This is a genomic window from Flavipsychrobacter sp. (assembly GCA_041392855.1).
In the GTDB taxonomy this organism is placed as follows: Bacteria; Bacteroidota; Bacteroidia; order Chitinophagales; family Chitinophagaceae; genus UBA5543.
In genome coordinates this window covers 1,469,570-1,483,513 of sequence record JAWKLD010000001.1, presented here as the reverse complement: position 1 = coordinate 1,483,513, position 13,944 = coordinate 1,469,570, and the positions used below count along the sequence as shown (strand labels likewise).

The 13,944-nt window shown below is 38.4% G+C and carries 8 protein-coding genes; 3 read left to right on the top strand and 5 right to left on the bottom strand.

The window, feature by feature from the left end; genetic code table 11:
• The first annotated feature begins 157 nt into the window (after window positions 1-157).
• The gene (locus R2800_06965) at window positions 158-2,797 is read left to right on the top strand and encodes a T9SS type A sorting domain-containing protein (GenBank protein ID MEZ5016774.1); all 2,640 of its coding nucleotides are present in this window, start codon (window positions 158-160) and stop codon (window positions 2,795-2,797) included.
• Window positions 2,798-2,875: 78 nt separating this feature from the next.
• Here R2800_06965 and R2800_06960 read toward each other — a convergent pair whose 3' ends face one another.
• On the bottom strand, window positions 2,876-3,460 hold the full coding sequence (locus R2800_06960) for a DUF6580 family putative transport protein (GenBank protein ID MEZ5016773.1): 585 nt from the start codon (window positions 3,458-3,460) through the stop codon (window positions 2,876-2,878).
• Between the two features lie 145 nt (window positions 3,461-3,605).
• Window positions 3,606-6,920, bottom strand: a complete 3,315-nt coding sequence (secA, locus tag R2800_06955) for a preprotein translocase subunit SecA (GenBank protein ID MEZ5016772.1) — start codon at window positions 6,918-6,920, stop codon at window positions 3,606-3,608.
• A 287-nt stretch (window positions 6,921-7,207) separates the two neighbouring features.
• Between secA and R2800_06950 the strand changes: the two genes are divergently transcribed.
• Complete coding sequence (locus tag R2800_06950) at window positions 7,208-7,744, top strand: hypothetical protein (protein ID MEZ5016771.1); 537 nt, start codon at window positions 7,208-7,210, stop codon at window positions 7,742-7,744.
• A 47-nt stretch (window positions 7,745-7,791) separates the two neighbouring features.
• Here the strand turns inward: R2800_06950 and R2800_06945 are convergent, their stop codons facing one another.
• The gene (locus R2800_06945; protein MEZ5016770.1) at window positions 7,792-8,964 is read right to left on the bottom strand and encodes a class I SAM-dependent rRNA methyltransferase; all 1,173 of its coding nucleotides are present in this window, start codon (window positions 8,962-8,964) and stop codon (window positions 7,792-7,794) included.
• 87 nt (window positions 8,965-9,051) lie between these two features.
• Here R2800_06945 and recN point away from each other — a divergent pair, with 87 nt between their 5' ends.
• Entirely contained in the window at window positions 9,052-10,713 is a 1,662-nt protein-coding gene (gene recN / locus R2800_06940) for a DNA repair protein RecN (GenBank protein ID MEZ5016769.1), read from the top strand.
• A 48-nt stretch (window positions 10,714-10,761) separates the two neighbouring features.
• On the opposite strand, the gene R2800_06935 is transcribed toward recN, so the two are convergent.
• Both R2800_06935 and R2800_06930 read right to left on the bottom strand, forming a co-directional pair.
• Window positions 10,762-13,335, bottom strand: coding sequence for a T9SS type A sorting domain-containing protein (locus R2800_06935; protein MEZ5016768.1), 2,574 nt, complete (start codon window positions 13,333-13,335; stop codon window positions 10,762-10,764).
• Window positions 13,336-13,342: 7 nt separating this feature from the next.
• Window positions 13,343-13,882 carry a hypothetical protein gene (locus R2800_06930; GenBank protein ID MEZ5016767.1) on the bottom strand — a complete coding sequence of 180 codons (540 nt, stop codon included), beginning with the start codon at window positions 13,880-13,882 and terminating at the stop codon, window positions 13,343-13,345.
• Window positions 13,883-13,944 lie beyond the last annotated feature (62 nt).

Sequence of the window (13,944 nt, the reverse complement as noted above, 5' to 3'; positions counted from 1 at the left end):
AAAGTGATTATTCGCTTTTTGCAGCCTTGTTTTCTCATTCGTTTTTCTCTCTTGCCTATAAGCCCACCTGATTAGCTAATAGATAATTAGTTGATGAAAATTTATATAAAACAGCTGTTTTGATATATTTTTAACGTTTGTGTAATTAAAAATTAATATGAAGAAACTCTCCATTTTTATTCTGAGCCTTGCTGTAGGAGGTAACTTGTATGCGCAAGTACCCGATATGGGTAATGGCAACCAACCTGTAAAGCTGCAGGATGTGGTTGATGAATACATGAAGCAGCATAATAATGCTGGTGAAGTAAAAATAATAGACGGTAAATACGTTGAGGAAACTGGCGACTACCATTTTAATAGATGGTTATGGTATCAAAGCCATAATACCGACGAAAATGGTTACATCGTTTCTCCTCTTAAGAAAATGAAAGAGTGGACTAAATTCAAAGCAAATAGACAGAATTTAAAAACCACAGCAAGCCAGGCTAACTGGACTTTTCGTGGCCCTACCAGCTCTCCTGGAGGTTATAACGGAATTGGACGTGTTAACTGTATCGAATTTCACCCAAGCAATGTAAATACCTATTGGGTAGGTACTGGTGGCGGTGGCGTTTGGAAAACTGTAAACGACGGTGTTAACTGGACAAGTGTTACCGACGATCTTCCTGTTTTGGGTGTTTCTGATATTGACGTCAATCCAATGAACCCTAATACTATTTATTTATGTACCGGCGATAGAGATGCTAGTGATACTTATAGTATAGGAGTATTAAAATCAACAGATGGTGGACTTACTTGGGATACTACAGGCTTGCAATGGCAAACTTCTCAAAATAGATTGACTAACTGCCTTGTAATAAACAGGTTAGATACCAACTCTTTAACATTAGCAGCAAGCAATGGTATCTACAAGTCTTATGATGGTGGTAAAAACTGGAGTTTTGTACAAACTTCAGGTCATTTCAAGCAACTAGTATATCACCCGATAGATACTAATATCATATACGCAGCAAGATCTGGCAACAATAGCGGTCATGTTTATAGAAGTACTGATGGTGGTGCTACATGGTCTCTTGAGTTAAGTGGTAATAATAAAAGAAGAGCAGCAATAGCTGTTACTCCTGATAGACCTAATATAGTAAAAGTTGTTATTTGTAACAACAGTAATGGTTTAGAGGGTATATATCACTCTTCTAACTCAGGAGCTAGCTTTACAAGAATATATCAAGCTTCTTCAGGTTCAAACTGTAATGGTAATTTGTTGACAGGTACTTTAAGTGGTAATTCTTGCGGCGGACAAGGTTGGTATGACTTATGTATTGCTATTAGCCCTGCTGATAGTAATGAGGTATATGTAGGTGGTGTAAATACATGGCACTCTAATAACGGAGGTACGTCTTGGAGCCTTACTAACCAATGGTACTACACTAGTAGCGGTAGTATAAATGTACATGCTGACAAACACTGGTTAGCCTTCCATCCTTTAAATTCGAATAGACTATTTGAGTGTAATGATGGTGGTGTGTATAAAACAGATAATCCTCAAAGTAAATTATGGACGGATATAACGAATGGAATGGGGATTACGCAGTTTTATAGAAATGCTGTAAGTGATGTTGCTAGTTTCCAAATCGCAGGTGCTCAAGATAATGGTACTAAGGGAAGAGATGCCTCAGGTGCTTGGGATGAATTAACTGGAGGAGACGGTATGAACTGTGAAATGGATTATGCCGATTCTAATACATTCTATACTGCAATACAAAACGGAGAGTTGAGACGTACAACGAATCGTGGTAATAACTTTACAGATATTCAGAATAATATACCAGGTAGACCAAAAGGGGCATGGATCACTCCTTATGTGATCAGCCCGCATAATAACCAACATCTTATTGCTGGTTATGAGCAAATATGGTTTAGTTCCAATAGAGGTACTTCTTGGACAGAGGTAACTCCTACAAATGTGACTGGTACAAGAGATGCAAGAAGATTGGCAATGACTGCTGATTCTTCAGGTACTATATACGCTTTGTATGAAAATTCAGGAATAGTGTACTATACGCACGGTTTTGTGCCAGGAGATACTATCTCTTTGGATACCATTCAGGTACCTTATGGTGGTACAATTTCTGATATCAAAGCAGACCAAAAGAAGTATAATCACTTCTGGATAACATTTAGTGGTTATAACAACACAAAAGTGGCTGAGTACGATAATGGTGTTTGGACCAATAGAAGTTCAGGTTTACCTAATGTGCCTATCTACTGTTTTGAAGCTGATTCTTCTTTAGATATAACTTATGTTGGTACTGCAGTAGGCGTATTCTATATAGATTCTGCATCAAACAATAAATGGGAGCCATTTACAGGAGGCATGCCAAGTATTGAGGTGGCAGACTTAGGTATTAACTATACTACTAAGGAGATATGGGCAGCTACTTACGGACGTGGTTTGTGGAGCTCTCCAAAGCAGTTCTACCAAGCAGATACTACTAAGCCTGTAGATACTACATTAGGGCTATCTGTTATCCCTTACGTAGACGATGCTTTTGAAATAGCGCCTAACCCTAACCAAGGTAAATTTATACTAGTGGCATCTAAGGCGGCATTGCGTAACGAGCAAGTGCATATCAGAATCTTAGATTATACAGGAAGAGCTGTTTGGGTAGATAACAAGATGTTAGGAAGCAATGGAGTAGTAGAGCTAGAGGTTAAAGATGTACCAGCAGGAGTGTATATTGTAGAGCTAAGCAATAGCAAAGCTGTGATAGGAAGAAAAAGGGTAGTGATACAATAAGTGATAGCATAAGAATTGAACATAAAAATAAAAGCCTGGCAATAATGCCAGGCTTTTATTTTTATTATGAAGTAAGTTTTATTGAGCTTTTTCCTTTACTAATCGTTTTGACATAGTTTGTTGTAAAACAGCATAAGCGCCAAATAGAACACCGCTAAATATTAAATCGCCAACAAAAGAGTTAACAAATAGTCTTGTGCCCATTTCTGTATAGAAAGGTAGTGCATTAGTAAAAGTAACAACTAGTCCACTAAATGTTACTCCGTACCAACCTTGTAACCAAACACCAAGATTAGAAACAATGAAGAAGATAGCAGAACCAGCGATAGAGTAACCGAATATTTTTAATGCTTTAGGCTGTCCCATCTTAGTGCCAAGAAGTGTTACCAACATCATACCTCCATATACAAATAGCTGTGATATACCATAGAAGCCATCCATACCAGTGAATAGTTGGATGTATAGGTCTGATATCAACTGAGCGATCAAAGTAAATAAGAAAGCAAAACGCTTATCTTTTACTACTGCGCCACTAAATAATCCTAATGCGGCAACAGGTGCAAAGTTGTAGATATGTGCTTCTGTATTAGCAATACGTGCAGCTACTGCGATCAATATCAAGCCAGCAGCAATGGCGATGTTTGTATATTTTCTATTCATCATATTTCTTCTATATAAGTTGCAAAAGTAAACAGTAGTATTTCAATTTTCAAAACTAAATAAAAACTGTTTGTGGATAACCTCGTTTAAATACTACAAAAGCCCTGTTGACAGGGCTTTTGCTATTAATTGTATATTGTTTTATATACTATTTGCCGTGGCATTGCTTGTATTTTTTTCCGCTTCCACAAGGGCAAGGATCATTACGTCCTATCTTGGGGCCTGCTTGTACAGGAGTGCGTTGTACAGGTTCGCCACTATCATAAATGTCATTTTCATCAGCGGCATAGCTTTGTCCGGCCTCATCAATCTCTTGCTTATTCATCCTCATTTTACTCATGTCAGTATGTTGAGGTACTTCAGCAGCTTGTTGAGGTGCTTCTTCCATTGGTATGTTGGCACGAAGTAGGAAGGATACGATATTCCTATTCGTTTCTAGCAACATTTGTTTGAACAGATTGAAAGCTTCAAACTTATAGATCAATAGTGGGTCTTTTTGCTCGTACGATGCCATCTGTACCGATGTACGTAAGTCATCCATTGCTCTAAGGTGATCTTTCCAAGCTTCATCTATCATAGAAAGTGTAATTGCTTTCTCTAAAGACTCTATCACAGGTTTACCTTGTCCTTCAATAGCCTCATCTAGCTCAGAATATACTTGTATGCCTTTTACGCCGTCGGTAAATGGAATAACGATATTGGCAACTCTGTCGCCATTGTCTTGTTTTACTCGCTGTAGAGTAGGGTGTACGATCTCTGCTATAGTGTTGCTCTTTCTCGTATATGCCTCTTTTACTTGATGGTAAAGATCATCTCCTACTTGGTTAAGGTCTACTTTGTCAAAACCTTCAGCAGTAATGAAATTAGGCTCAACAGCTAAGTGCTTCATCGCCTCTAGCTTAAAGGTTTCGTAATCTCTATGTTCTTCAGCTTGTAGTGCTATGTCAGTACATACATCATACATTGCATTGTCAAGGTCAATAGAAAGACGGTCTCCAAATAAGGCGTGTCTACGACGTTTGTAAATAACGTCACGTTGAGAGTTCATTACATCATCATACTCTAGTAGACGCTTACGTATGCCAAAGTTGTTTTCTTCTACTTTCTTTTGAGCACGTTCTATCGATTTGGTGATCATGCTGTGTTGTAACACTTCACCTTCTTTATGGCCTAATTTATCCATCATTCCTGCAATACGGTCTGATTGGAATAAACGCATTAGATCATCTTCTAAAGAAATAAAGAACTGAGAAGAACCAGGATCTCCTTGACGACCGGCACGACCACGAAGCTGTCTATCTACACGACGGCTCTCATGTCTTTCTGTACCGATAATAGCTAAACCTCCAGCTTCTTTCACACCCTCGCCTAATTTGATGTCCGTACCACGACCAGCCATGTTGGTAGCTATGGTCACATTACCAGCTTTACCCGCTTCTTGTACTACAGTAGCTTCACTTGCGTGTTGTTTCGCGTTTAGTACTTGGTGCGGTATCTTCTTTTGCTGTAGCATACGGCTAAGTAGTTCGGATATCTCTACCGATGTTGTACCTACAAGTACGGGTCTGCCAACAGCCCTAAGTGCTTCAATTTCGTCAATAACGGCTTTATATTTCTCACGGGTGGTTTTATATACCAAGTCTTGTTGGTCGTTACGCGCTATTGGTACGTTAGTAGGTATGCCTACTACGTCTAATTTGTAGATCTCCCATAGCTCACCTGCTTCAGTTTCTGCAGTACCCGTCATACCCGCTAGTTTGTGGTACATACGGAAGTAGTTTTGTAGCGTTACTGTTGCGTGTGTTTGCGTAGCAGCCTCTACCTGAACGTCTTCTTTAGCTTCGATCGCTTGGTGTAGTCCGTCACTATATCTACGGCCTTCCATGATACGCCCAGTCTGCTCGTCAACGATCTTCACTTTACCATCCATAACTACATACTCGTCATCTTTTTCAAACAACGTATATGCTTTCAGGAGTTGTTGTATAGAGTGTATCCTTTCAGACTTGATAGCATAGTCTTGAAGTAAATGGTCTTTTAATTTTGCTTTTTCTTCCGCATCAACTTCTTTCTTCTCTATTTCTGCTAACTCTGAGCCTATGTCAGGAAGAATGAAGAAGTCAGGATCTTCACCAGACTCGGTTATGAGTGCAATACCTTTATTGGTTAGGTCTACACTATTGTTCTTCTCGTCTATGGTAAACAATAAGTCTACATCTACTTTAGGCATGTGTCTTTGTTGCTCGCCTAGGTAGTGGTATTCTGTTTTTTGTAGTATTTGGCGGTTACCCTCTTCACTTAAGTATTTAATTAAAGCTTTGTTTTTAGGTAAACCTCTATGAGCTCTATATAAATGAAGACCACCACCTTCTTTATCTACATTGCCTGAAGCTATTAGCTTCTTCGCTTCTGTTAAGTTGGCGTTGATTACTTTACGCTGAGCCTCTACTAGTTTTTGGATACGAGGTTTAAGCTGGTGGAATTGATGTTCATCACTACGAGGTATAGGACCTGCGATGATAAGTGGTGTACGTGCGTCATCTATCAATACGCTATCCACCTCATCGACCATTGCATAGTGGTGTTTACGCTGCACCATCTCTTCAGGGCTATGTACCATGTTGTCACGTAGGTAGTCAAAACCAAATTCGTTATTGGTACCATATATGATATCCGCTTTATAAGCATGCTTACGTTCTTCAGAGCTAGGTTGGTGCTTGTCAATACAATCTGTTCTTAATCCTAAGAATTCAAATATTGGTGCATTCCACTCTTGGTCACGTCGTGCCAGATAGTCATTGACTGTAACTATATGTACTCCTTCTCCCGAAAGTGCATTAAGGTAAGCTGGTAGTGTAGATACTAGTGTTTTACCTTCACCCGTAGCCATCTCTGCTATCTTCCCTTGGTGCAATACCATACCACCTATTAGCTGTACATCGTAGTGTACCATGTTCCACACTACAGTATTACCTGCGGCATTCCATGAGTTATTATATATAACCTTATCACCTTCTATACGTATATGGTCTTTCTCTACGGCAAAGTCTTTATCTAGGTCTGTTGCTGTAGCTATAATTTCTTTATTCTCACTAAAGCGTCTTGAAGTTTCTTTTATTACTGCAAAAGCCTCAGGGAGCAACTCATCTAGAACAACTTCCAGCTGCTCATCTTTCTTTTTGATCAGCTTATCTACTTCTTGATATATAGATTCTCGGTTTTGTAAGTCAGCTTCAGGGTGGTCTACAGCTTCGGCTTTTTTGGCCGCGATCTCATTATTGATATCGCTAAGAGCGTCCTTTATTTTACTACGAAACTCACTGGTCTTATTACGAAGTTCGTCGTTAGATAAAGAGTGTAGTTGTTCATATATTTTATTGATTTCGGCAACCTTAGGAGTTAAAAGCTTTACGTCTTTATCAGACTTACTGCCACCGAAAATTTTAGAAAGAAAACCGATCATTTTTTATGTTGTTGTGTTGTATAAGTTATTTGTGTTTAATCTATTGATTCTATGCAGCTTAGTTATAGACTTTTGCTGCTTTGTTACAATATTAATCAAAAGCCGTGCAAATTTTTATTACTGCCAAGCTGTCTTGTAAAAGGGGGCAAAGGTACGCCAAATGGGGCATTTGAGCAAGAATGTACTGCCAACTAATAGTTCTTGAAAAAAAAATTAGGACAATCACTTGCAGGGCTAGAAATTTTTTATGTATTTTGGAAAACAATTACAGAAAAAAGCATTCAATTATGAAAAAAACCTTCATCCTCGTTACTACTGTATTGTCATTATTCGTGGCTAATATGGGTTTTGCTCAAGATGATGAACTTGTTAGAGTGTACCGTTGGTACAATCCTGATGATCAGAATTATGTAACTGTTGCCGATGGGCAATATCAAGAAGGACAAATCCTAAATTGGGGTTGGAAAGATAAGACACAAGTATTTGTTGCTTACCGCAATCCGGGTCCTGGACGTGTACAAGTAAACAGCTGGTACAATCCTGATACTAAAGACTACGCTAGCATTGCCGCTGACGAGTTTTCTGATGACCAAATGATTAAAATGGGTTATACCCACAAAACAACTCAGTTCTACGCACTAACACGTCGTGGTCCTAACACTGTTGCTGTATATCGTTGGTATGTACCTAAAAACCGTGATTGGGTAACTATTTCTGAAGAAGGTAATACTGATACTTATTTTAGAAGAGGATATCGTCGTAAGACTTTCCAATTCTATGGTATCAACCGTCGTCCAGACGCTAGAATCTACAATCAACTATAATAATAGTTTATTATAACATTTGAAAAGGGAGACCATTGGTCTCCCTTTTAGTTTATCTGTAGTATATAGAAATGTAAATGCTGTGTGGTAGGTATCTGCCATGCTATTGGGTGGTCTGCAGATTGAGTGTTATAGTATACAACCCTGACTTGTCTTTTACTATCTTTTGCAGCATTTGTTATGCAGTGGTTGAAGTCTTCAAGTGAGATAAGGTTGCTAGAGGAAGACGTAACTAAAAAACCTCCCGGTTTTATCAATTGCATACCCCTTCGGTTTATTTCTTTATAACCATTAAGAGCAGTATCAATTTTTTGCCTGCTGCTGGCAAATGAAGGAGGATTAAGAATAACCACATCATATTTTTTGTGATTATTTACTTGCTCTCGCAGCACATCGAAGGCATTAGCTTGTTCGAAGCGACAAATCTGCTCATAATTATTGAGTTGTGCATTTTTCTTAGCCATATTGACAGCTTCCTGCTCTATATCTAAGCCCAATACTTCTTTGGCTCCATAATGAGCCGCATGTATAGAAAATGACCCTGTATTGCAAAAGGCGTCTAAAACATTTTTCCCTCTTACTATTGGTTGTATTGCAGACCTATTGAAGTGTTGATCAAGGAAATAACCTGTGCGTTCGCCATGGGCTACGTCTACAGTAAATGAAAGGTTATGTTCTTTTATTTTTATTAAAGTGTCAAATGCTGGAGTTAAAAAAGCACTTTGTGTATCTAAGCCTTCAATTTTACGGCTTCCTAAATCATTACGTGTATAAATGCCCTTGGGGTTGAAGAGTTGTTTTATAGCATCAACAATAGCGCCTTTCCAAACCTCAATCCCTAATGTTTGTATTTGTATAACAAAATAGTCGCCATATCTATCAATGATCAGACCTGGTAGGCCATCTCCTTCAGCATGTATTAAACGATAATTATCTGTAAACGAAAGAGTTTCTCTATATGCTTGTGCTTTTTCTATTTTATTTAGGAAAAACTGCTTGTCAATTTGTTCTTCTTTGTTGTAAGTAAGTAACCTGATACGAATAGCAGATTTTGGGTTAATGTAACCTTTGCCAACAAAAGAGCCGTTGTAGGAATAGAGCTCCACAATATCTCCTGCATTATAAGTGCCGGTATTATCGCCCAGTTCGTTGGCAAACACCCAAGGGTGGCCATTTGCTATTCTATCACCAACTTTCTTTCTCAGAAAAAACTTAGTCATGCAGTAAAAATAGGTAAAGGAAAAACTATTCTATACAATGTAAGATAATACCTTTAGTCTTCGTTATTTTTGCGCTAGAGTTAATATATGTTACAGAAACTAGTCATAAAGAATTATGCCATAATTGATGAGCTGACGTTTACACCCGATAGTCAGCTAAATGTGATAACTGGTGAAACAGGTGCAGGTAAAAGTATTATAATAGGAGCATTGTCTTTAATTCTTGGTGCAAGGGCAGATACAACGGTGTTGATCAATAAAGAGGAAAAATGTATCGTTGAAGCTACATTTGATGTGAGGGGGAATAAAGTTTTTCGTGCCTTATTGACTAAAAATGAACTGGATGAAGAGGATGATTGTGTGATAAGGAGAGAGATAAACAAAAACGGGAAATCCAGAGCATTTATAAATGATACACCTGTTAACTTAACGCAGTTAAACGACCTTACTTCTTATTTGGTTGATCTTCATCAGCAGTTCGATCATCTGGCACTTGCAGATAATGATTTTCAAATGAACGTTCTTGACGCTGTAGCTGAAAATAGTAAGTTGAAAGAGATGTATAGGCAAGTGTTTAGCAGCTATACGGTTTCAAAACAGGAGTTAGCATCATTGAAAATACAGCAGGCTGAAATACAAAAGGAATATGATTATAAACATTTTCTTTTTGAGGAACTAAGCCAAGCCTCTTTTACAAAAGATGAGATTGAGAATGCTGAGCAGCAACTCAAGCAAGTGGAAAATGCTGAGCATATACATGCTGCTATGCAGCAGGCTATAGTCTTTTTAGAAGAAGGTGAAACACCTGTAATTAATGAATTGAGAAGGGTATCGCAATCATTAGAAGCGGTAAGTAAGTATGCTTCAGGTTTAGACGCAATCACTAAAAGGTTGAACTCTGCACAAATAGAATTAAAAGATATAGTAGAGGAGATAGAGGCATTAAGAAGTGATATTTCAGTTGATGATGAACTTATGCATCAACTGAGCGAGCGGGTAGACCTAGGATATAAGCTATTGAAAAAACATAGTGTAAATAGCACAAATCAGCTTTTAGAAATACAAGAAAAGCTAAGTGAAGACTTAGGACAAAGTGTTGATCTGGAAAACAAAATAAATACGCTAGAAAAAGAGTTGGCTAAACTTTATGATAGCTTAATAGTAGAAGCAAAAAAGCTTACGAAGAGTAGAGCCAGTGTTGTAGATAATTTAGTTGACCAGTTGAATAGCTTGCTCGTATTAGTAGGCATGCCTAATGCAAGGTTATCCATTGATTTGATAGAGCAAGAAGAGCCTACCATAAAAGGGAAAGATGATGTTGCTTTTCTTTTTGACGCTAACAAAAGTGGACAATTCAATCCCATGCACAAGGTTGCTTCGGGTGGGGAGATGAGTCGTATCATGCTTTGCATTAAATCTATTATTGCAAAGGCTGTTAAATTGCCAACATTGATATTTGATGAGGTTGATACAGGAATATCCGGTGAGGCAGCCAAGCAGGTTGGTATATTGCTGAAAGACCTATCTGCATTGCATCAGGTAATATGTATTACTCACCAACCTCAGATAGCGGCAAGAGGGTCAAGACATTTTTATGTGTATAAGGAAGAGGGGAGCACAGGTAAAATAAAAACGAATATAAGAGTGCTGGAAAAAGAAGAAAGAGTCAATGTTATAGCAAGTATGATAGGGGGTGATAACCCTAGCTCTGCTACTATAAAAAATGCAAAAGAGTTAATAGCACAATAAAAAAAGGAGGATTTTAAGCCTCCTTTTTTTATAGAAAAGTATTACTGATTATAATACAGTCATTTTGTTTTTTGCAAACACCACATTGTTGGCAATAACTTCTACAATGTAGTTTCCTTTCGGTAAATCTGCTGTGATGGCAACATTGCCATTATTACTAAAGTTAACAGCATTTTGCCATATAACACTTCCTGTCATGTTTATGATCTTTACTGTAGCATTGTTTCCTTTTAGCGTTTCATTTTTCGTGTTGATATTGAAATGCCCTTTACTAGGGTTGGGGTAAATGGAAATAACATCTAGTGCTAAAGGAATTGTGTTAATACCATTAGTAGGTGGGGTGTATTTGTGCTTAGGAGACTTCCAAGCACCTCTACCATAAGTCGCTATCCAAACTTCGTTAGTAGTATTGTTTATTTCTATGTCAAATACTTCTACGTTAGGGAGGTCATTGCTAAAAGATTCCCATTGTGTCATGCTGGTATCCATATAGAATACACCTAGATCTGTACCTATGTATTTTGTACCATCTGCACTATCTATTACGATACAGTTTACCGGTACGTCTGGCAATCCTGCTTTATGGTTTACCCAGCCTGTGGATTGTCTGTAATCTAGCACTTTGTTGTTGCCAAAGCCACTGTGCGTAGCCCAAACATGCGAAGGATCCCAAGGGTCTACATGTATGTCGGATACTGTACCGCTAGGCATGCCTGGTAAATAAGACCAACTGCTACCAAAATTTGGAGAGTTGTAAACACTATCCCTCACTACTATGTATATATTGTCATTGTCAGCAGGTGTCATTGCTATACGGTGTATATTGGAGGAGTGTGGGTTCGATATAGCAGTCCAGTTATTACCAGTATCTGCAGAAACAAATACTTGATTATATCCTGCAATTATTATTGAAGGATCGTTAGGGTGAAGAATAAAAGGTGTAACCCAAGCTCCTTTAGGTTTGCCAGGTATGTTTGCCTGAATGTCTTTAAAATTGGCACCACCGTCTGTAGAGCGTCTTAATTCTCCATATTGTATCGAAGTATAGATGATATTACTGTCTATAGGGTTCATTTGACAGTCCATGCCATCTCCTCCCGTAAGGTTGTTATATGTTTTGTTGTTGAAGACCTGTATAGAGCCATTGTCTTGGGCGCCACAAACAGCAAAGCTGGCTACTGGGCTAACAGCTAGACGGTAGAATTGAGTTATGCCTAATCCGTTAGATAGATCCGTCCATAAGTTGCTGCTAGGGTCTGAGGTTTTATAGATGCCTCCATCGTTACATTCGTATAGTTCATTCTTGCGTAAAGGGTGATATCTATGGTAATGTTTATCGGCATGTACTACTTTTATACCAGGTAGGTTGCTTGTCCATTGGCTAGCTATGGTCCATTGTCTTCCGCCGTTTTGAGAGTACCAAGTGTTTACACCGCCTATTACCATTTCGTTAGGGTCGATTGGGCTAATAGCTATAGATATATCGTACCAGCCTTGTCCGCCACATTTATCACCTTTTGGCGCACTTGCTAAAATGTTTCTTTTACAGCTACTATCATTGAAAATTTCAACAAATGTTTTTCCTGTATCTGTAGATTCATAAATGCCTTGTAGACCGTTACTGCCATTAACAACAACGGCTCTAACTATACTTACATTAGCAGGTGTTGCAGCTATATGAACTCTGCTGTTACCACTAAATCCAGTTTGCATATTCCAGCTATTTCCGCCGTCTTTTGAGCGAAATACTTGTCTTGTTCCAATAGGGTCTAACCCCGCAGCGTATATTATACTAGTATCTGTAGGGTGATACACAATTTCTTTAAAATCGCCGTTTTGTCTCTTGCTCCATGTTTTTCCTGCATCGTATGATTTATAGATACCGTCACTAGCACCTAATGTTAGAGAGCTGGTATCTAATCGGTTTACAAGGAGACTGTTGGCTAAACGGAAATCTTTTATTTTCCATTGTAGCCCAGTAGTATCCCAAGTAACACCACCATCTGTAGATTTTAACACACCTACGCTATAGGTGTCAGAAGCGTCCCTGTCACCAGTGCATATGTATATTGTATTAGGATTAAGTGGATTAAAATCAATATCAGAAACACCTAGTACAGGGAATTTATCATTTACAGGAGTCCAGTTTAAACCATTGTTAGTCGTTTTCCATGCCCCGCCACCAGCACTGCCTATCCAAAATGTATTGGTGTCTGTTGGGTGAAATTCAACTATATTTATCCTGCCTATCCCATTATAGCCACCTGGTGTTTGGTCAGGTCCTTGAAAGGCCCATTTAGAATCGTCGGCAGTGGTTTTAGATACAGAAGCGATCAGGTTTTTGGCATGTTGCCATTTTTGCCATTCCTGTACCTTCTTTATAGGTGAAACTATATAGCCATCCTTATCCGTATGATGAGACCAATACCAAGCCCATCTGTCAAAATGGTAACCGTCTCCTTCTTCCTCATCATTACTACTGTTAGCTTGTTTTTTAGCTTCGTGAGCTTTTATAAGGTCATTGATATTGACAGGTTTTGTATCTATATCCCTCAACCACTCTTGCGCAGTAGCACCTATGCTAAGTAGTATAGCACTCGTTATTAAAACTATTTTTTTCATCGTTTACCTATTGCATTATTATGTCCGGTCTTTCCACGAATTTTTCAACCGGTATTGTTAACCAATTTGTTTTTTCTGCCTTGTAGAATATTGTGTTTTTTACATTGTCGGCTACACTTTCAGGTATAGGGTATTTACCTCCTAGTGTTGGTGTTAATTCAAGCGTATCGTTCATTTTTACGTTTTCAAGAGACACTTGTTCTGCAGTATAGCCTGTAGCGAAAACATTCTTTTCGTCAACTAGCTTTTTGATATCATAATTAGATACTTTAGAGACATCGCAAGGAAGCCATCCGCTATTGCCTCTCCAAAAAAACTGTGTTGGTGGTGTTTTACTTTTCCATATCACAAGAAGTTTTTGAGTTGTCGTAGGCTGCATTTCGGGTCTTCCCGGCAGAGTGGTTTGTTCTGTAGCAATAAGAAGCGAGGCGTAATTTTTATTTCGCTCACCATTCCCTATTGCTATTCCCTTTTTTTGTTGTGCACACGAAGACACGACAAAAGCCATTGTAGCAACAATAGCTAATACTTTTACTTTAGTGTTCATTTACTTATTTATGGTATAACCAGAATCTTGTAAATATACGTAAAAACAAAGTGCAGACGACT

Bases quoted from the DNA above. Each gene is read 5' to 3' on its own strand.
- R2800_06965 (MEZ5016774.1), top strand. From the start codon at position 158: ATGAAGAAACTCTCCATTTTTATTCTGAGCCTTGCTGTAGGAGGTAAC.
- R2800_06960 (MEZ5016773.1), bottom strand. From the start codon at position 3,460: ATGATGAATAGAAAATATACAAACATCGCCATTGCTGCTGGCTTGATA.
- secA (MEZ5016772.1), bottom strand. From the start codon at position 6,920: ATGATCGGTTTTCTTTCTAAAATTTTCGGTGGCAGTAAGTCTGATAAA.
- R2800_06950 (MEZ5016771.1), top strand. From the start codon at position 7,208: ATGAAAAAAACCTTCATCCTCGTTACTACTGTATTGTCATTATTCGTG.
- R2800_06945 (MEZ5016770.1), bottom strand. From the start codon at position 8,964: ATGACTAAGTTTTTTCTGAGAAAGAAAGTTGGTGATAGAATAGCAAAT.
- recN (MEZ5016769.1), top strand. From the start codon at position 9,052: ATGTTACAGAAACTAGTCATAAAGAATTATGCCATAATTGATGAGCTG.
- R2800_06935 (MEZ5016768.1), bottom strand. From the start codon at position 13,335: ATGAAAAAAATAGTTTTAATAACGAGTGCTATACTACTTAGCATAGGT.
- R2800_06930 (MEZ5016767.1), bottom strand. From the start codon at position 13,882: ATGAACACTAAAGTAAAAGTATTAGCTATTGTTGCTACAATGGCTTTT.